This is a genomic window from Dyella telluris (genome assembly GCF_014297575.1).
Lineage (GTDB): Bacteria > Pseudomonadota > Gammaproteobacteria > Xanthomonadales > Rhodanobacteraceae > Dyella > Dyella telluris.
The window spans coordinates 2,957,914-2,975,684 of sequence record NZ_CP060412.1 but is presented as its reverse complement, the minus strand read 5'-3'; the positions used below and the strand labels follow the sequence as shown (position 1 = coordinate 2,975,684).

Here is a 17,771-nt window from a genome sequence, read left to right as displayed (position 1 = left end):
TACGTCAGAAGATGTCGGCATCCATGCAGCGCGATGATCCAAAACCCTCTCGCCGCACCGGTTCTGGACTCAAGCCCATCACCGCGTATGGCCCCATTGCCGCGCTGGCCCGCAAGGCCCGCCAGCTGGATGCATTGGATCGCGCACTGCGCCAGACGTTACCGTCACCACTCCGCGAGCAGGTTCGTTTCGCCAACCTGCAAGACGGCCGCCTCGTTTTTTTGGCTCCCTCGTCGGCTCTGGCCGCCAGGCTGCGCCTTCTCCAGGCGCAAATCCTCTCGACCGCACGCGCCGTAGGCACGTACGCCAGTTCAGTCACCGTGAAAGTGGCCCCCCAACCACCGACAGAAATCGTGCCGGATCGGTCAAAACCGCTTTCGCCAGCCGCAGCCTCTCACCTGAGAGTCGCCGCAGCCTCAACCACAGACCCCGAATTGCGGGAACTGTTCCTCGAGCTGGCGTCCATCGCCGAAGTTTCTGATTCCGGATCCGACGAAACCCGTTGACCCTGGGTTCCGACTGCCTCCATGGCGATACATCCCTGACACCGACCTTTCGATCGGCGTGCATGGGTTTATACCACGCCCCCACGGACCTGATAGACCCTGATGTCATCAGTACGTGAACAGCTGCCAGAAGAGAGCGCGAGGTATATCACAAAACAAACGGCCGCGTCTTTTGGACGCGGCCGTTCCGTTTATTCAGTTTTGTGAAGGACTTAGCCGATCGCCAGGGCGATCAGATCGCCTGCGCCGGGTGGGCGTAGGAGATCGGCGAGGTCGCCGGATCGTCCGCAAAGCTGACTTCTTCCCAGGCCGAGGCGTCGGCCATCAGGGTGCGCAGGAGCTTGTTGTTGAGCTCATGGCCCGACTTGTGGGCGTAGTACGCACCGACCAGGCTGTGGCCCAGCAGGTAGAGGTCACCGATGGCGTCGAGGATCTTGTGCTTCACGAACTCGTCCTCGTAGCGGAGGCCGTCTTCGTTGAGCACGCGGTAGTCGTCGAGCACCACGGCGTTGTCCATCGAACCGCCCAGCGCCAGGTTGTGTTCGCGCAGCATTTCGATGTCACGCATGAAACCGAAGGTACGGGCGCGGCTCACTTCCTTCACGAACGAGGTCGTGGAGAAGTCGATCTCGGCGCGCGACGTGCGCTTGCTGATGATCGGGTGGTTGAACTCGATCGAGAAGCCCACCTTGAAGCCCTCGAACGGCTCGAAGCTGGCCCACTTGTCGCCATCCTGCACCTTGATCGGCTTCTTGATGCGGATGAAGCGCTTGGCGACGTTCTGCTCTTCGATGCCCGCGGACTGCAGCAGGAACACGAAGGGACCGGCGCTGCCGTCCATGATCGGCACTTCCGGCGCGGACAGGTCGACATAGGCATTGTCGATGCCGAGGCCGGCCATCGCGGAGAGCAAATGCTCCACCGTCGAAACGCGCACGTCGCCATTGACAAGGGTGGTCGACAGGCGCGTGTCACCGACGTTATCGGGGCGCGCATGGATTTCGACCGGCGGATTCAGATCGGTACGACGAAACACGATGCCCGTATTCGGGGCAGCGGGGCGAAGCGTCATGTACACCTTGTCGCCGGTATGCAGACCGACGCCTGTGGCGCGAATGATGTTCTTGAGCGTACGCTGCTTGATCATTTTTTTGGTACCTGTAAGGGGCAGCAGCCAAATTAGGGAACGGATGCTAACACAGTCTTAACCTGTGAAAAGGCGATCCGCGCCACACACACTGTTCACCCTTTCATGCTCCTTTCATTCACGAACGGTATCCATTCGTGGGGCGATCAGCAGTTTCCCAGCATTTTCAATAACTTGACTGAAGCGCAACGCCCCGGACCGGGACGGGATCCGGTCTCGGGGCGTTCGACCGGCCTGGATTCACTTCCTGGCCAGTCATGCTCATCCGTGAAGCATGGCCCTACATCTCAAGAACAAGCGCCGGCACAGCGTCAGTCAAGCCGCCCACCGCCCCGAAAGGCGGTAAAACGGGCTAGCGCAAGGGTTCCGCCGGGGCGGATCCCATGCACGATTCGTTACTGACAAGTGAAACCGGGCATTTGTTCAATTTTTCTTCAAATTATTTGCCCAATCGGTCTTGTCAGTCGGCCTGACGGCGCAGGAAGGCCGGGATGTCCAGGTAATCGAAGCTCGGATCGGCGCTCTTGGCCTGGCTGCTGGCCTCGACGCGGCTGGTCGTGGTGGCTTCGGGCTGGGCGTAATCGACCACTTCGTTGCCGGTACCGGTACGCAGCACCACCGGACGGGGACGCTGGCGCATTTCCACCTGCTGGGTCACGACCGGGCGAGCCTGCTGCTGGCGGGCAACGGCACGGTTGAGACCGGTGGCCACCACGGTGACGCGCACGTCGTCCTGCATTTCCGGGTCGAGCGAGGTACCCATGACCACGGTGGCATCTTCGCTGGCGAAGTCATGGATCACGCGACCGATCTCGTCGAATTCGCGCATGGTCAGGTTCGGACCGGCGGTGACGTTCACCAGGATGCCGCAGGCACCGTTGAGGTTGACGTCTTCCAGCAGCGGGTTGTTGATGGCGGCTTCGGCGGCAGCCTGGGCGCGATCATCGCCACGGGCGGTACCCGAACCCATCATCGCCATGCCCATTTCGGACATCACGGTACGCACGTCGGCAAAGTCGACGTTGATCAGGCCCGGGGCGGTGATCAGATCGGCAATACCCTGCACGGCGCCGAGCAGCACGTCGTTGGCAGCCTTGAACGCATTGAGAAGCGTCACTTCGCGACCGAGCACCGACAGCAACTTCTCGTTGGGCACGGTGATCAGCGAATCGACGTGCTGCGAGAGGTCTTCGATACCCTTCATCGCCACCTGCATGCGGCGACGGCCTTCAAACGGGAACGGCTTGGTGACCACGGCCACCGTGAGGATGCCCTTCTCCTTGGCGAGCTGGGCCACCACCGGGGCGGCGCCCGTGCCGGTACCGCCACCCATGCCGGCGGTGATGAACACCATGTCCGCGCCTTCGAGCATCTCTTCGATGCGCTCGCGGTCTTCCAGTGCGGCCTGACGGCCCACTTCAGGGTTGGCGCCGGCACCCAGGCCCTTGGTCACGTTGGCACCCAGCTGCAGGTGCGTACGCGAACCACAGGTCTTCATGGCCTGCGAGTCGGTGTTGGCGACGACGAAATCGACGCCTTCGATGTTTGCATTGAGCATGTGTGCCACGGCATTACCGCCGCCGCCGCCCACGCCGATGACCTTGATGACTGCATTTGGTGCGAGTTTTTCGATCAGTTCAAACATTTCCCGTCCTCCGTAGAGCATCGTTGTCGTTGTAACCGCAGGTGCCGACGTTCCAGTCGCCCCTTGGTGGTGGACGAAGTTCCATTCGTCCTGGGCGGGGCCTCCTGCCCCACCCGAAAATCAGAAATTCTTGGTCACCCAGCCGCGCAACTTGTCGATCAGGCCGCCCACGCTGCCGCCGCTGGGGCCGCTCACGCGCATGCCACTGGAACGCGAGCCATGCAACAGCAGGCCCACGCCGGTGGAATGCAGCGGATTGGCGACCACTTCGCCCAGGCCCGACACGTGCTGAGGCACGCCGATGCGCACCATCTTGTGGAAGATTTCCTCGGCCAGCTCCAGCGCACCTTCCATGCGCGAGGCACCACCGGTGAGCACCACGCCCGCCGCGACCAGGCTTTCGTAACCCGAACGGCGCAGTTCGTCCTGCACCATCTCGAAGATTTCCTCGTAGCGCGCCTGCACCGACTGGGCCAGCGACTGACGCGCCAGGCGACGCGGCGGGCGATCGCCCACGCTCGGCACCTGGATGGTCTCTTCCGCGTGCGCCAGCTGCGCGAGGGCACAGGCGTACTTGATCTTGATCTCCTCGGCATGCGCGGTCGGCGTATGCACGCCATAGGCGATGTCGTTGGTCACCTGGTCGCCGCCGACCGGCAACGACTTGGTGTAACGGATCGCACCCTGCGTATAGATGGAGATGTCCGTGGTGCCGGCACCAATGTCGACCAGGCACACGCCCAGCTCGCGCTCGTCATCGGTCAGCACCGACTTGGCGCTGGCCACGGCCGAAGGGACCAGCTCGTCGACGGTGAGGCCGCAGCGCTGGATGCACTTGCTGATGTTCTGCACCGCGGCGGCGGCGCCGGTCACGAGGTGCACGCTTGCCTCCAGGCGCACGCCGCTCATGCCAACCGGCGAGCGGATGCCGTCCTGGCCGTCGATGCGATATTCCTGCGACTCCTTATAAAGAACCTTGCGGTCAGCCGGGATGGCCACGGCACTGGCCGCCTCCAGCACCTGGTCCAGATCGCCCGGCGTCACTTCGCGGTCGCGGATCGCGGCGGTGCCGTGGGAGTTCTTGGTTTCCAGGTGGCTGCCGGAAATCGAGGCATAGACGGAGCGGATGTCGCAGCCCGCCATCAGCTCGGCCTCTTCCACGGCGCGCTGGATGGAGTGCACGGTGGATTCGATATCCACCACCGAACCGCGCTTCATGCCGCGCGACACGTGCGTGCCGATGCCGATCACTTCGATCGGTTCGCCGGGTTCGTACTCACCGACGATCGCCACCACTTTCGAGGTGCCGATGTCGAGGCCGACCACTAGCTGCTTGTCGTTCTTGGTCTTCATGTGCGGGGAGAGCCTCCAGCGTTCACGGTGCTCGCCTGCGGCGGCCATCGAACGGCAAATCCATTGGTGTAACGAAGATCGGCATAGGCGAAGCCCTCGGAGTGGCCCGCCATCAATTGGGGATAGACATCGAGGAAACGGCGCAGGCGACGACCGGCCTGGTCGCGATCACCGATGATGATCTGCGCACCGTTGCTCGTGGTAAGGCTCCAGCTGCCGCGCTCGGTCAGCGCAACGCCGGTGATTTTCAGTTTGGTGTTGGCGAAGGCCTTCTGCGTTTCCGCGTAAAAGCTCACCACTTCGGCCAGGCGCGCATCAGGGCCACGCAGATCCGGCAATTCGGTATTGGCGGAAACGTCCGGCACGTCGAACACCAGTCCCTGCCGGCTGATCAGCTGCTTTTCGTTCCAGCGCGCAAACGGCTGGCGCTCGTAGATGCGCAGGATCAGCGTGTCGGGCCAGCGCTTGCGCGCCTCCACCGACTCCACCCACGGCAGGCCGGACACGGCCTTCTGCACACCATCCAGGTCGAGCGCGAAGAACCCCTTGCCAAGGCGCGGCATCACGACCGAACGGAGCTCATCCTCGGTGACATGCTTGAACTCGGCTTGCACCGTCAACTGGGTCACCGGCCAACGATTGGCCGCAAACCATCCGCGCAGCACGCCGACAATCGGCAGTGCCACGAGCGCGATGGCCAGAACCCAGGCAACGAGGCGGACGGTTCCCCTCACACGCCCTCCCGGAAGCTCGTTTCCAGCACGCGCCAGCACAGCGTCTGGTAGTCGATGCCGGCGACAGCGGCCGCCTTGGGCACCAGCGAGTGCGAGGTCATGCCGGGCGCGGTGTTCACTTCCAGCAGCCAGTTGCGGCCCTGCTTGTCGCGCATCACGTCCACGCGGCCCCAGCCCGAACAGGCCAGCGCGTCGAACGCGCGCAGGGCCAGTTCCTGCATCTCGCGCTCGTCATCGCCATGCAGGCCCGGGCAGATGTACTGGGTGTCTTCGGCGATGTACTTGGCGTTGTAGTCGTAGTACTCGCCCTTGGGCACGATGTTGATCGTGGCCAGCACCTGACGGTTGAGCACGCCAACGGTGTATTCGCCACCCTCGATCAGGGTTTCCATCAGCATGTCGCCGGGATAGCGCTGTGCCAGCGCCACGGCGTCGTCGAGATCTTCTTCCTTGAACACGCGGGAGACGCCCACGCTGGAGCCTTCCCAGGCCGGCTTCACGATCAGCGGGAAGCCGATCTCACGTGCGGCGGCGTGCACGTCGGCACCGCGCGGCAGCGCCTTGAACTTCGGCGTGGGCAGGCCGAGGGCCTGCCACACCATCTTGGCGCGGATCTTGTCCAGCGACAGCGCGGAACCCAGCACACCCGAACCCGTGAACGGGATGCCCAGCGACTGCAGCGCGCCTTGCAGCTCGCCGTTCTCGCCGCCGCCACCGTGCAGGATATTGAACACGCGTGCGAAGTGGCCCGCGCGCACGGCATCGAGCAGCGCCGGGATACCGTCGATGGCATGCGCATCCACGCCGCGCGACTTGAGCGCAGCCAGCACGTTGCGGCCGGAATCCAGCGACACTTCGCGTTCGGCCGAGCTACCGCCCATGACGACGGCGACGCGGCCAAACTGTGCGGGATCGGTAATGGTCTTGCTCATGCTTTGCTCGTCTTCAATTGTCCGGCGTTAGCCATTTCCACCGCCGCCGCGCCGATGTCACCGGCACCAAGCAGCAGCAACAGGTCGCCGTCGCGCAACAGCGCGGGCAGCGTGTCCTTCAGGTCGCGCGGGTGATCGACCAGCACCGGATCGACCTTGCCTCGCGAGCGCACGGCGCGCGCCAGCGCGCGGCCATCGGCGCCGGCAATCGGCGCTTCACCCGCGGGATAGACCTCGGTCAGCACCAGCACATCGGCCTCCGCCAGCACGTTGGCGAAATCGTCCAGCAGGTCACGCGTACGGCTGTAGCGATGCGGCTGGAAACCCACCACCAGGCGACGATCCGGCCAGCCGCCACGCGCGGCGGCGAACACCGCGGCGAGTTCACGCGGATGATGGCCGTAGTCGTCGACCAGCAGCGCAGCACCCTTGTCCAGGGCAATCTCGCCACGGCGATGGAAACGGCGACCCACACCCTGGAAGTTCTCCAGCGCGTGCGCAATCGCCTGCGCTTCCACGCCCAGCTGCCAGCCGATGGTGGCGGCGGCGAGCGCGTTGAGCACGTTGTGGCGGCCCGGCAGGTTGAGCTTGACGTGCAGTGCCTCGTTGCGGCCCGGCAGCCACAGGTCGAAATGCATCTCGAAGCCGTGCTGCGACAGGTTGCTCGCGCGCACGTCGGCGTCCTTGGTGTCGATGCCGTAGGTCATCACGCGACGCGTAGTGGACTTGGCGAGCTCCGCCACTTCCGGGTCGTCCACGCACAGCACGGCCAGGCCGTAGAACGGCAGGCGATGCAGGAAGTCGCTGAAGGCCTTCTTCACCAGCGCGAAGTCGCCCTGGTAGTTCTCCAGGTGATCGGCGTCGATGTTGGTGACGGCGGCGATCACCGGCGACAGCATCAGGAACGAACCGTCGGACTCGTCCGCCTCGGCCACGATGTACTGGCCCGTGCCCAGGCGCGCGTTGGCGCCGGCGGCATTGAGCTGGCCACCGATCACGAAGGTCGGGTCGTAGTTGGCCTCGGCCAGCACGCTGGCGGCCAGGCTGGTGGTGGTGGTCTTGCCGTGCGTGCCGGCGATGGCGATGCCACGGCGGAAGCGCATCAACTCGCCCAGCATTTCGGCGCGGGGCACCACCGGGATGCGCGCGGCCCGGGCCGCCTGCAACTCGGGGTTTTCTGCGCTGATGGCACTGGAAGTAACGATGACGTCGGCATCGCCGATGTTCTCGGCGGCATGCCCCACGTGCACCACGATGCCCAGGCTGGCCAGTCGCTGCGACGTCGGCGAATTGGAACGGTCCGAACCCGACACCGCGTAACCAAGGTTGTGCAGCACTTCGGCGATGCCGCTCATGCCCACGCCGCCGATGCCGATGAAATGCACGCGGCGGAAGGTGGTCATCAGGTCTTCGTGCGCGAGCAGGCGACGCGGCGTCATGCGGCTACCTCCAGGCAGGCGCGGGCAATCACGTCCGCGGCGTCGGGCTTGGCCAGCGTGCGCGCGGCCTCACCCATGGCGATCATGCGTTCGCGATCATCCAGCAACGCTTCCAGGCGCTGCGCCAACTGCTGTACGTCCAGATCCTTCTCCTGAATCAATTCGGCCGCATGCGCGGCGACCAGCGCCTCCGCATTGCGGGTCTGGTGGTCATCCACCGCATAAGGGAACGGCACGAGCACCGCGCCGAGTCCGGCGGCAGTAAGTTCGGCCAGGGTCAGCGCACCGGCCCGGCAGACAGCAAGGTCAGCCCACGCATAGGTGCCGGCCATGTCCTCGATGAAGGGCACGATCTGCGCTTCGACACCGGCCTTCGCATAAGCGGCCCGCGCTTCGTCAATGCCACGGTTGCCGCACTGGTGCAGCACGTCAGGTCGCTGCGTCGGCGACATCAGCGCAAGCGCCTGCGGCAGGGCGATATTGAGCGCACGCGCCCCCAGGCTGCCTCCCAACACCAGCAAGCGCGGCCGGCCGTCGCGACCGGCCATGCGATCGCGCGGCGACGGTAGCGATGCAATGGCGCCACGCACAGGATTACCCACCCATTCGGCGTTCGGCAGGGTGTCGCTGAAGCCTTCCAGCACGCGCTGTGCGTAGGAGGCGAGCTTGCGATTCGTGAAGCCAGCCACGCGGTTCTGCTCGTGCACCAGCAGCGGACGATGCGTCATGCGCGCCGCCACACCACCGGGGCCGGCCACGTAGCCGCCCATCGACAGCACGCTGCGCGGATTGATCCGGCGCAGTGCGGACAACGACGAGAACAACGCGCGTGCGAGCATCAGCGGCGCCAGCAGGCGCGTCTTCCAGCCCTTGCCGCGCAGCCCGCCGACCGGCACCGTCACCAATTCGATGCCGTGAGCGGGCACCACCTTGGTTTCCATGCCGCCCTCGGCGCCCAGCCACACCACCGGCACGCCCTGCGAACGCAGCGCTTCGGCCACGGCGAGGCCGGGGAAGATGTGGCCGCCGGTTCCGCCGGCCATGATCAGCACGGGCTGCTGCGCACTCATGCGGTCACCGCCTCGCGCGCGGGCGCGGCTGCCGTGTTCGCATCGGGCACCGCGTTGGCCGGCATGCGCGCGGCCATCTGGCGCGCATCCAGGGCGCGATTGATTTCGTACGTGGTACGCAGCAGCACGCCGGCCATCGCACAGGTCAGCACGATGGACGAACCACCGTAGCTGATCAACGGAAGGGTGAGGCCCTTGGTGGGCAGCGCGCCGAGATTCACGCCAATGGACACCATCGCCTGCAGGCCAATCATCAGCGAGATGCCACAGGCCACGTAACCAGCGAAACGCTGGCCGATCTCCATGCCCTTCACACCCAGGTAAAGGCCGCGGCCTACTGTCAGCGCGAACAGGCTCATCACGGCAAGGATGCCGGCCAGGCCGAATTCTTCCGAGATCACGGCGAAGATGAAGTCGGTGTGCGCCTCGGGCAGGTACGACAACTTGAGCACACTCGAACCCAGGCCCACGCCCGTCCATTCGCCGCGACCGATGGCCATCAGCGACTGGGTCAGCTGGAAACCATCGTTGAACGGATCGGCCCAGGGATCCACGAACGAAGTCAGGCGACGCATGCGGTAGGGCTCGAACTTCGCCACGAACCACAGCAGCGCCACCACTGGCAGGCCCATGCCGCCGAGGTAGACCGGCTTGGCACCACCCATCCAGATCATGCCGATGGTCACCGCGATCATCAGCGTGGCCGAACCGAAGTCCGGCTGCGCCAGCAGCAGCACCACGAACATGCCCGCCACCATGATCGGCTTGAACAGGCCCCAGAAGCTGGTTTCCACGCTTTCGCGATGGCGCACCAGATAGCTCGCCGTGTACACAACCAGGATCAGCTTCACCGCTTCCACCGGCTGGAAGCTGGTGATGCGGAAGTTGAGCCAGCGGTGTGCGCCGTTGAGCTTCATGCCGATGCCCGGCACGAACACCAGCAGCAGCAGCGCCACGGCGCCGGCGAACAGCAGGTAGGCGTGCTTTTCCAACAGCTTCAGTTCGGTGCGCATGGCGAAGCTGGCCAGCACCACGCCCAACGCCAGGAACAGCAGGTGACGCTTGAGGAAGTAGAAGGCGCCCATGTGCTGGCTTTCCGCCACCGCGATGGAGCTGGAGGCCACCATCACGACACCGACGCAAGCCAGACCGACGAGCGCGATCACCAGCAGCATGTCGAAGCTGCCGCGGGGACCCTGTCGTCGTTTTGCCTGCGTGGTGTCAAAGAGCATGTCAGCGCACCTTCAACGTGGCGAGGCCGACCAGCACCAGCACGACGCTGATGATCCAGAAGCGCACGATCACGCGCGGCTCCGGCCAGCCCTTGAGCTCGAAGTGGTGATGGATGGGCGCCATGCGGAATACGCGTTTGCCCGTCATCTTGAAACTGGCCACCTGGATCATCACCGAGGCGGTTTCCATGACGAACACACCGCCCATCACCAGCAGCACGATTTCCTGGCGCACGATCACGGCGATGGCAGCGAGCGCGGCACCGATGGCCAGCGCGCCGACGTCGCCCATGAACACCTGTGCCGGGTACGTGTTGAACCAGAGGAAACCCAGGCCTGCGCCCGACAATGCGCCACAGAAAATCGCCAGCTCGCCGGCACCGGGAATCGAGGGGATGCCCAGGTATTCGGAGAACAGGCGGTTGCCCGCGAGGTAGGCGAACACGCCCAGCGCGCCGGATACCAGCACCGTCGGCATGATGGCCAGGCCATCCAGGCCGTCGGTGAGGTTCACCGCATTGGAGAAGCCCACGATCATGAAGTAGGCAATGACCACGAACAGGACGCCCAGCGGAATCGCCACCTGCTTGAACAGCGGCAGGTACAGCGCCGTCTCCGCCACGGGCGTGGCGCCGACGGCCTGCGGCGCCGTGTAATAGAGGAACAACGCGGCCGCGAGGCCGAACACCGACTGCCAGAAATACTTCCAGCGCGAGGCGAGGCCGCGGCTGTCCTTGAGCACGAGCTTCTTGTAGTCGTCGTAGAAGCCGATCACGCCGAACGCCAACAGCACGGCCAGTACCAGCCACACGTAACGGTTGTGCAGATCGGTCCACAAGATGGTGGAGACGGTCACAGCGAGCAGGATCATCACCCCGCCCATGGTCGGCGTGCCGGCCTTGGACAGATGTGTCTGCGGACCGTCCTTGCGCACGACCTGGCCTGCCTTGAGATCAGCCAGCTTCTGGATCAGCGCCGGCCCGAACAGCAGCGACATCGCCAGCGCGGTGAGCGCGGCCATGATGGTGCGGAACGTGATGTATTGGAACAGATGCAGGGCGGTGAAGTGCCGCGCCATCCAGTCTGCGAGTTCAAGCAGCATCGGATGCGCCCTCCCCTTTACCCTTGCTGTCGCGAAGCGCGACGACTACCTGATCCATGCCGGCGGAACGCGAGCCCTTGATCAGGCACGTAACGCCACCGTGCAGTTGCTGCTTGAGTGCGTCGATAAGTGCTGCCTTGTCGGCAAAGTGCTGGCCATGCTCGCCAAATGCCTTGACCGCCGATGCGGTCAGCGGCCCCACCGCGAACAGGGCATCGATGCCGTGCTTGCGTGCGCGCTCGCCCATGCCGGCGTGCAGCGCGGCGGCGTTGTCGCCCAGTTCCGCCATGTCGCCCAGCACCAGCCAGCGTTCACCGTCGGCCAGGGCCAGCGTGTCGATGGCCGCACCGACTGAACCGGGGTTGGCGTTGTAGCTGTCATCGATCAGCGTCCAGCCACCCGGCATCTGCTCGAACTGCAGGCGCCCGGCCACGCCCGGCACCTGCTCCAGACCGTCGACGATGGTGTCGAGCGGCACCTCCAGCGCCAGCGCGATCGACGCGGCGGCCATGGCGTTGGCGATGTTGTGTCGACCCGCCAGCGGCAGGTGCACGTCAGCGTCACCCACCGGCGTGCTCAGCACGAAGTGCGAGCCATCCACGCGCTGGTCGACGATGTCTGCACCGACATCAGCCTTGTGGTTCAGCGCGAAGCGCAGCTGGCGACGCGAGCCGGCCAGCCCGGCGAAGAAGCTGGCGAACGCGTCGTCCGCATTGATGATCGCCACGCCATCCACCGGCAACGCCTGATACAGGGCACCCTTGGTCTCGGCCACGCCTTCCACGCTGCCCATGCGCTCAAGATGCGCCGGCGCGATGGTGTTGACGAGGCCGATATCGGGCCGCGCGATGGCAGCCAGATAGGCGATGTCGCCCGGCTTGCCTGCGCCCATCTCGAGCACGGCGTACTCGGTGTCCTGCGGCATCGCCAGCAGGGTCAGCGGCAGGCCGAGTTCGTTGTTGTAGTTGCCGGCGTTGACGTGGGTACGGCCGTGGCGCGACAGGATGGACGCGGTCAGCGTCTTCACCGTGGTCTTGCCGTTGGAGCCGGTAATGCCGATGACGCGCACGTTGCTCTGCGCGCGTACGGCACTGGCCAGGTCGCCAAGCGCCAAGGCCGTGTCCTCCACCACCACCTGCGGCAGCGGGGAGTCGATCCTGCGCGTGACCAGGGCCGCCACGGCGCCGCGTGCCTGCGCGTCCGCCAGGAAATCATGGCCGTCGACCCGCTCGCCCTTGATGGCGACGAACAGGTCGCCGGACTGGATCTTGCGGGTATCGATGACCACATTCTGCACGTCCACGTCGTCGCCGATCAGGCGACCGCGGGTCCAAAGCGCGATGGTGCTCAAGCGCATCATGCGCGTACCTCCAGGGCCTGGCGTGCAACGGCCAGGTCATCAAACGGGCGCTTGCCGTGCGCGCCTTCCTGATACGTTTCGTGACCCTTGCCGGCGATCAGCACCACGTCACCCGGCTGCGCCGAGGAAAGTGCAAGACCAATCGCTGTGGCACGGTCACGTTCCACGGTGGCCATGTCGGGCTGGCGGAGCCCGGCCACGATCTGCGCCACGATGACGTCGCCGTCCTCGCCACGCGGGTTGTCGTCGGTGACGATGATGTTGTCCGCCAGGCGTTCGGCGATGGCACCCATCTGCGGGCGCTTGCCCGCATCGCGTTCACCGCCGCAGCCGAACACGCAGATCAGCTTGCCTTCGCAGTGTGCCCGCAGGGCGGCGAGCGCCTGTTCCAGTGCATCGGGCGTGTGCGCGTAATCGACCACCACCAGCGGCAGGCCATCCACGCCGCCAAGGCGGTTCATGCGGCCATTGATCGGCTCGAGCGACTCGACCACGTCGACGATGCGGGCGAACGGCGCACCCAGCGCGCCAAGGCAGGCGATCACGGCCAACAGGTTGGCCACGTTGAAACGGCCCAGCAAGCGGCTGCGAACGGCATGCGCGCCCCAAGGGGTCTGCAGGTCGAAGGCAAGCCCTTCGGAGGACGTGACGATGTTGCTCGCACGAACCTCGGCATCCGCATGGTTCTCGGTGCTCAGGCGCAGCGCACGCACGCCCTGCGGCATGCGCTGCGCGAGCGTGCGACCGAAGGCGTCGTCCACATTGATCGCTGCGGCATCCAGCGTCGGCCAGGCAAACAGCTTGGCCTTGGCTTCGCCATAGGCTTCCATGCTGCCGTGGTAGTCGAGATGGTCACGGGTGAGATTGGTGAACGCGGCGACATCAAAGGCCACCGCCGCCACACGCCCCTGCTCCAGTGCGTGCGAGGACACTTCCATGGCCACGTGCGTCGCGCCATCGGCGCGGAACGAAGCCAGCAGGCCCTGCACATGAATCGCATCCGGCGTGGTGCGCTCGCCTTCCTTGAGGTGACCGTGCAGGCCCGCACCCAGCGTGCCGATGGTCGCCGCGCGATGGCCGAGCTGCTCCAGCGCCTGCGCCAGCAGTTGCACTGTCGAGGTCTTGCCGTTGGTGCCGGTCACGCCGATCACCCGCAGCGATTCCGAAGGACGCCCGAAGAAGCGCGAGGCGATCTCGCTCACCTTGCCATGCAGTCCGTCGACCCACAGCACGGGCACGCCGATGCCATCAACCGGTGCCGCCGGCGCTTCGGCCAGCACCACGCGCGCACCGCGCTCCACCGCGCCGTGCGCAAAGGCAATGCCGTGCTCGCGCGTACCGCGCAGGGCAAAGAAGGCGTCGCCCGGGCGCACCTGGCGCGAATCGAGCGTAAGCCCTGAAACGACGATATCGCCGACACCCGGGGTCTCGGCGATGCCATGCAACAGTTGGTCGAGGCGCGCGGTCATTGAGGTGCCTCGTCGACCGGCGCGTCATCCACGGTTTCCACCGCGGGCGGCTTGTTTCCCGTCAGGCCGTTCTGTCCCTGCAACGGCCCGCCGACATACCAGCGGCCGATATTGTCCGGTGGCACATCCAAAAGACGCAGCGCGCCATCCAGGACTTTGGAGAACACGGGACCGGACACCAGCGCACCGTAGTAGCTGCCCTTCTTCGGGTTGTCGACGATCACCACCGCCGCCAGCCGCGGGTTGGATGCCGGCACGATGCCGGCAAACGCGGAGCTGTAGTTTTTGTCGGAATAGCCGCCCGCCGCTGCCTTGTGCGCCGTGCCCGATTTGCCGGCCACGCCATAGTTGGCGATCCACGCCCAGGGCGCACCGGTGCCGCCCGGCTGCGTCACCGCCACCATCATCTGCACCAGTTCCTTGGCGATCTTGGGGTCGATGATCTGCTTGGCTTCGTTGTCCGAACCCTTCACGAAGGTGGGCATGTGCATCACGCCGTTGTCGGCGATGGTGGCGTAGCTATTGGCCAGCTGAAGCGGCGTCACGTTGAGGCCGTAGCCGTAGGCCAGAATGGCTTTTTCCAGCATGCCCCAGCTCTTGCCGGGCCGGAGATAGCCCGACGCTTCGCCAGGAAAACCGCTGTTGGTGCTAGCGCCGAAGCCAAACGCACGGTAGGTGTCGTACATCAGGCCCGTATCCAGCGTCAGCGCCACCTTGGCGGCGCCGATGTTGCTGGATTTGGCAATGATGCCCGTGGGCGACAGCATGCCGTTCGAATGCGTATCGCGGATGTCCTTGCGGATATAGAAGAAGTGGCCGTTGCCGGTATCCACCATCGGCCCCGTCGGCGTGTACTTGCCGCTGGACAGCGCCGCCGCCATCAGGATCGGCTTGATGGTGGAGCCCGGCTCCACCACGTCCGTCATCGCGCGGTTGCGGCGGCTGGACGGATTGCTGCTGCGCAGGGCATTGGGGTTGTAGGTCGGCCAGCTCACCATGGCCAGCACTTCGCCGGTGGGCACGTCGATGATCACCACCGTGCCGGAGTCGGCGTCCGACTGCTGGATGGTGTTCTTCAGCTCGTTGTAGGCGAGAAACTGGATACGACGGTCGATGCTGAGCGTGATGTCGCGACCCGGCTGCGGCGCGCGCACCAGATCGAGATCTTCCACGACATGACCCTGGCGATCGCGGATCACGCGCTTGCGGCCTTCCTTGCCGGCCAGCCAGTCGTCGAACGCCAGCTCCAGGCCTTCCTGGCCATGGTCGTCGATATTGGTGAAGCCCAGCACGTGCGCCATCACCGGGCCGGACGGGTAGAAGCGGCGAAATTCACGCTGCCCGTTCACGCCCGGCACGTTCAGGTCGAGCACGACCTGGGCCGCGTCCGGCGACATCTGGCGCTTGAGGTAAACGAACTCGCGCTCCGAACGCTGCTGCAGGTATTGCTTCAGCGCGCCCGTATCCATGCCGATGGCCTTGGCCAGTGCCGGCAGCTTGTCGTCGTTGTCCAGCACTTCGGCCGGGTTGGCCCAGATCGACACCACCGGCGTGGACACGGCCAGCGGCTCGCCGTTGCGATCGAAGATGGTGCCGCGCGATACCGCGATGGGCACTTCGCGCAGGATGCGGGCGTCCGCCTGGTTCTGGTAGAAATCCTTGCGCACCACCTGCATGTCGAACGCGCGCGCCACCAGCCCCATCGAGGCGAGGGCCAGTACGGAGCCCATCACCAGCATGCGGCGACGGGCACTCGGGGCCGCGGCGTGGCGGCGGGACGACGAGGTGCTGCGCGGGTGCGGCTTCATCGACGCACCAGCTGGATGTCTTGCGGCTTGGGATTGACCATGCCCAGTGCCTGGCGTGCCTCGTCGTCCACGCGACGCGGCTCGGCCCAGGTGGCCTGCTCCAGTTCCAGCTTGCCGTATTCGATGTTGAGGTCGTCGCGCTGGTTCTGCAGGCGGGTCAGCTCAACGAACAGCACGCGGCTCTCATGGCGCGTCCACACCACGGCAATGGCGCTGGAAAGCACTGCCGCGATCAGGATGAACATGAAGAGTCCGCCGAGTACCTTCATGCGAGCTTCTCCGCCACGCGCAGCACCGCCGAGCGGGAACGCGGATTGACGGACAGCTCTTCTTCCGACGGAAATTGCGCCTTGCCTACGGCGGCAAGACGGGCGGGCGCGGCAGCCACCGGCGGGCCACGGCGACTGCCCTGTACGCGACCGGAGTGGTCGCGGATGAACAGCTTCACGGCACGATCTTCCAGCGAGTGGAAGCTGATGATGGAAAGACGGCCACCCACCTTGAGCAGGTCGAGCGCGGCGTTGAGGCCCTGGTCGAGCGCGTCCAGCTCACCGTTCACGCGGATGCGCAGGGCCTGGAAGCTACGGGTGGCCGGATGCTTGCCCGGCTCGCGGCGACCGATCAGCCGCTCGATCAGCGCAGCCAGCTGGCCGGTGCGCGTGATGGGATTCTCGGTGCGGTCTTCGACGATGGCGCGGGCGATCTTGCGGCTGAAGCGCTCTTCGCCGTAGTTCCACAGCACGTCGGCGATCTCTTTCTCCGAAGCGTGCGCAAGGAACTCGGCCGCGCTCTCGCCCTGCGTGGTGTCCATGCGCATGTCCAGCGGCGCATCCGCCATGAAACTGAAGCCGCGGGCGGCTTCGTCGAGCTGGGGCGAGGACACGCCAAGGTCGAGCAGGATGCCGTCGAGGCCACCGGCGGTTTCGGCCCACTCGGCCATGCTGGAGAAATTCGCATGCCGGATGGACACGCGCGAATCGCCGGCGAACCCGGCCTGCGCGGTGGCGATGGCGGTGGGGTCTCGATCCATCAGCAGCAGGCGGCCGTCTGGCCCGAGGCGCGACAGCACGGCGCGGGCGTGACCGCCGCGACCGAAGGTGCCATCGAGATAACGCCCGCCAGCCTGCACGGCGAGACCCTCCACTGCTTCACCCAGCATCACCGGGATGTGCACTAAACGCTCGGCCATGCCGCTCGCACTCCCGCTCCCGTCTCGTTACTCCACTGCGCCGCCACCGTTGCCGGTTACAGCTGCAGCTCCGCCATCTCGTTGGTGATCTCGTCTTCGCCGATGGTCTGGCGGATCTTGGCCAGGTGGGCCAGTTCGCTCCAAAGCTCGAACTTGTTGCCCATGCCCAGCAGAACCGCTTTCTTCTCGATGCCGGTGGTCGCGCGCTGGCTCGCCGGCAGCAGGATGCGCACGGCGGAATCAGGCTCGACGACGGCCGCCGCACCCACCAGCTTCATTTGCATGTCGCGATGGGCCGCCTTGACCTTGGGAAGCGCGTTGACCTGGTCGCGCACCTTTTCCCACTCCGCGTACGGGAACAGCCACAGGCAGCCCGACTCAAAGGGGTTGTAGGTGATCACCAGACGATTGGCGCAGGCGTCGGCCACCAACTCGCGGTATGCGGTCGGTATGGCCAGCCGGCCTTTGTCGTCAACGGTGATGGCAGTTTCGCCCTGGAACACGACCGTATGGCTCCACGAATTCCCACGATTTCACACAGGAACCCACGATAGTCTCGCCCCCTGAGACTGTCAAGGAAATTTTTCTTGTGAATCAATGAGAAAGGCGGTGATCTGGCAGTATTTCCAGCCGTTTCTGAGGAAAGCCCTCAAGGTGTTTGAATGGCTAGGATTTTTTGCTTCACGACCGTGCCATCCGTCACGCTTTCGGCCGCCCGAAAAGCGCCCGGACATGAATCGCCATTCATGGCTCGCCATACGCGACCGTCACCGCCATGCCGAGGG

The 17,771-nt window shown here is 65.2% G+C and carries 16 protein-coding genes; 1 reads left to right on the top strand and 15 read right to left on the bottom strand.

All coding sequences use genetic code 11. The features are described from left to right. Window positions 1–23 precede the first annotated feature (23 nt). Complete coding sequence (locus tag H8F01_RS13170; RefSeq protein WP_187059284.1) at window positions 24–506, top strand: DciA family protein; 483 nt, start codon at window positions 24–26, stop codon at window positions 504–506. 232 nt (window positions 507–738) lie between these two features. Here H8F01_RS13170 and lpxC read toward each other — a convergent pair whose 3' ends face one another. The 15 genes from lpxC to mraZ form a co-directional block, all read right to left on the bottom strand. Further along, window positions 739–1,653, bottom strand: coding sequence for a UDP-3-O-acyl-N-acetylglucosamine deacetylase (lpxC, locus tag H8F01_RS13165; RefSeq protein ID WP_102302917.1), 915 nt, complete (start codon window positions 1,651–1,653; stop codon window positions 739–741). A gap of 460 nt (window positions 1,654–2,113) precedes the next feature. Continuing rightward, the gene (gene ftsZ, locus H8F01_RS13160) at window positions 2,114–3,298 is read right to left on the bottom strand and encodes a cell division protein FtsZ (protein ID WP_187055558.1); all 1,185 of its coding nucleotides are present in this window, start codon (window positions 3,296–3,298) and stop codon (window positions 2,114–2,116) included. Between the two features lie 120 nt (window positions 3,299–3,418). Beyond that, on the bottom strand, window positions 3,419–4,651 hold the full coding sequence (gene ftsA, locus H8F01_RS13155; protein WP_187055557.1) for a cell division protein FtsA: 1,233 nt from the start codon (window positions 4,649–4,651) through the stop codon (window positions 3,419–3,421). Next, window positions 4,648–5,385, bottom strand: a complete 738-nt coding sequence (locus H8F01_RS13150; protein WP_187055556.1) for a cell division protein FtsQ/DivIB — start codon at window positions 5,383–5,385, stop codon at window positions 4,648–4,650. The genes ftsA and H8F01_RS13150 overlap by 4 nt, the downstream gene beginning before the upstream one ends. Beyond that, on the bottom strand, window positions 5,382–6,317 hold the full coding sequence (locus H8F01_RS13145; protein WP_187055555.1) for a D-alanine--D-alanine ligase: 936 nt from the start codon (window positions 6,315–6,317) through the stop codon (window positions 5,382–5,384). The genes H8F01_RS13150 and H8F01_RS13145 overlap by 4 nt, the downstream gene beginning before the upstream one ends. Continuing rightward, on the bottom strand, window positions 6,314–7,756 hold the full coding sequence (murC, locus tag H8F01_RS13140) for a UDP-N-acetylmuramate--L-alanine ligase (RefSeq protein ID WP_187055554.1): 1,443 nt from the start codon (window positions 7,754–7,756) through the stop codon (window positions 6,314–6,316). The genes H8F01_RS13145 and murC overlap by 4 nt, the downstream gene beginning before the upstream one ends. Beyond that, window positions 7,753–8,826: an undecaprenyldiphospho-muramoylpentapeptide beta-N-acetylglucosaminyltransferase gene (gene murG, locus H8F01_RS13135; RefSeq protein WP_187055553.1), complete on the bottom strand. Its 1,074-nt coding sequence runs from the start codon at window positions 8,824–8,826 to the stop codon at window positions 7,753–7,755. The genes murC and murG overlap by 4 nt, the downstream gene beginning before the upstream one ends. Then, window positions 8,823–10,058, bottom strand: coding sequence for a putative lipid II flippase FtsW (ftsW, locus tag H8F01_RS13130; protein WP_187055552.1), 1,236 nt, complete (start codon window positions 10,056–10,058; stop codon window positions 8,823–8,825). Before ftsW ends, murG begins: the two co-directional genes overlap by 4 nt. A 1-nt stretch (window position 10,059) precedes the next feature. Continuing rightward, window positions 10,060–11,160 (bottom strand): phospho-N-acetylmuramoyl-pentapeptide-transferase, encoded by a 1,101-nt coding sequence (mraY, locus tag H8F01_RS13125; RefSeq protein ID WP_187055551.1) that lies wholly within the window; start codon window positions 11,158–11,160, stop codon window positions 10,060–10,062. Beyond that, window positions 11,150–12,520 carry a UDP-N-acetylmuramoyl-tripeptide--D-alanyl-D-alanine ligase gene (locus H8F01_RS13120; RefSeq protein ID WP_187055550.1) on the bottom strand — a complete coding sequence of 457 codons (1,371 nt, stop codon included), beginning with the start codon at window positions 12,518–12,520 and terminating at the stop codon, window positions 11,150–11,152. The genes mraY and H8F01_RS13120 overlap by 11 nt, the downstream gene beginning before the upstream one ends. Continuing rightward, on the bottom strand, window positions 12,517–13,989 hold the full coding sequence (locus H8F01_RS13115) for a UDP-N-acetylmuramoyl-L-alanyl-D-glutamate--2,6-diaminopimelate ligase (protein WP_187055549.1): 1,473 nt from the start codon (window positions 13,987–13,989) through the stop codon (window positions 12,517–12,519). The genes H8F01_RS13120 and H8F01_RS13115 overlap by 4 nt, the downstream gene beginning before the upstream one ends. After that, window positions 13,986–15,797 carry a peptidoglycan D,D-transpeptidase FtsI family protein gene (locus H8F01_RS13110; protein WP_187055548.1) on the bottom strand — a complete coding sequence of 604 codons (1,812 nt, stop codon included), beginning with the start codon at window positions 15,795–15,797 and terminating at the stop codon, window positions 13,986–13,988. Before H8F01_RS13110 ends, H8F01_RS13115 begins: the two co-directional genes overlap by 4 nt. After that, window positions 15,794–16,066, bottom strand: a complete 273-nt coding sequence (gene ftsL, locus H8F01_RS13105) for a cell division protein FtsL (RefSeq protein WP_187055547.1) — start codon at window positions 16,064–16,066, stop codon at window positions 15,794–15,796. Before ftsL ends, H8F01_RS13110 begins: the two co-directional genes overlap by 4 nt. Further along, complete coding sequence (gene rsmH / locus H8F01_RS13100; RefSeq protein ID WP_187055546.1) at window positions 16,063–16,986, bottom strand: 16S rRNA (cytosine(1402)-N(4))-methyltransferase RsmH; 924 nt, start codon at window positions 16,984–16,986, stop codon at window positions 16,063–16,065. The genes ftsL and rsmH overlap by 4 nt, the downstream gene beginning before the upstream one ends. A 56-nt stretch (window positions 16,987–17,042) precedes the next feature. Continuing rightward, on the bottom strand, window positions 17,043–17,489 hold the full coding sequence (gene mraZ, locus H8F01_RS13095) for a division/cell wall cluster transcriptional repressor MraZ (RefSeq protein ID WP_102302930.1): 447 nt from the start codon (window positions 17,487–17,489) through the stop codon (window positions 17,043–17,045). Window positions 17,490–17,771 lie beyond the last annotated feature (282 nt).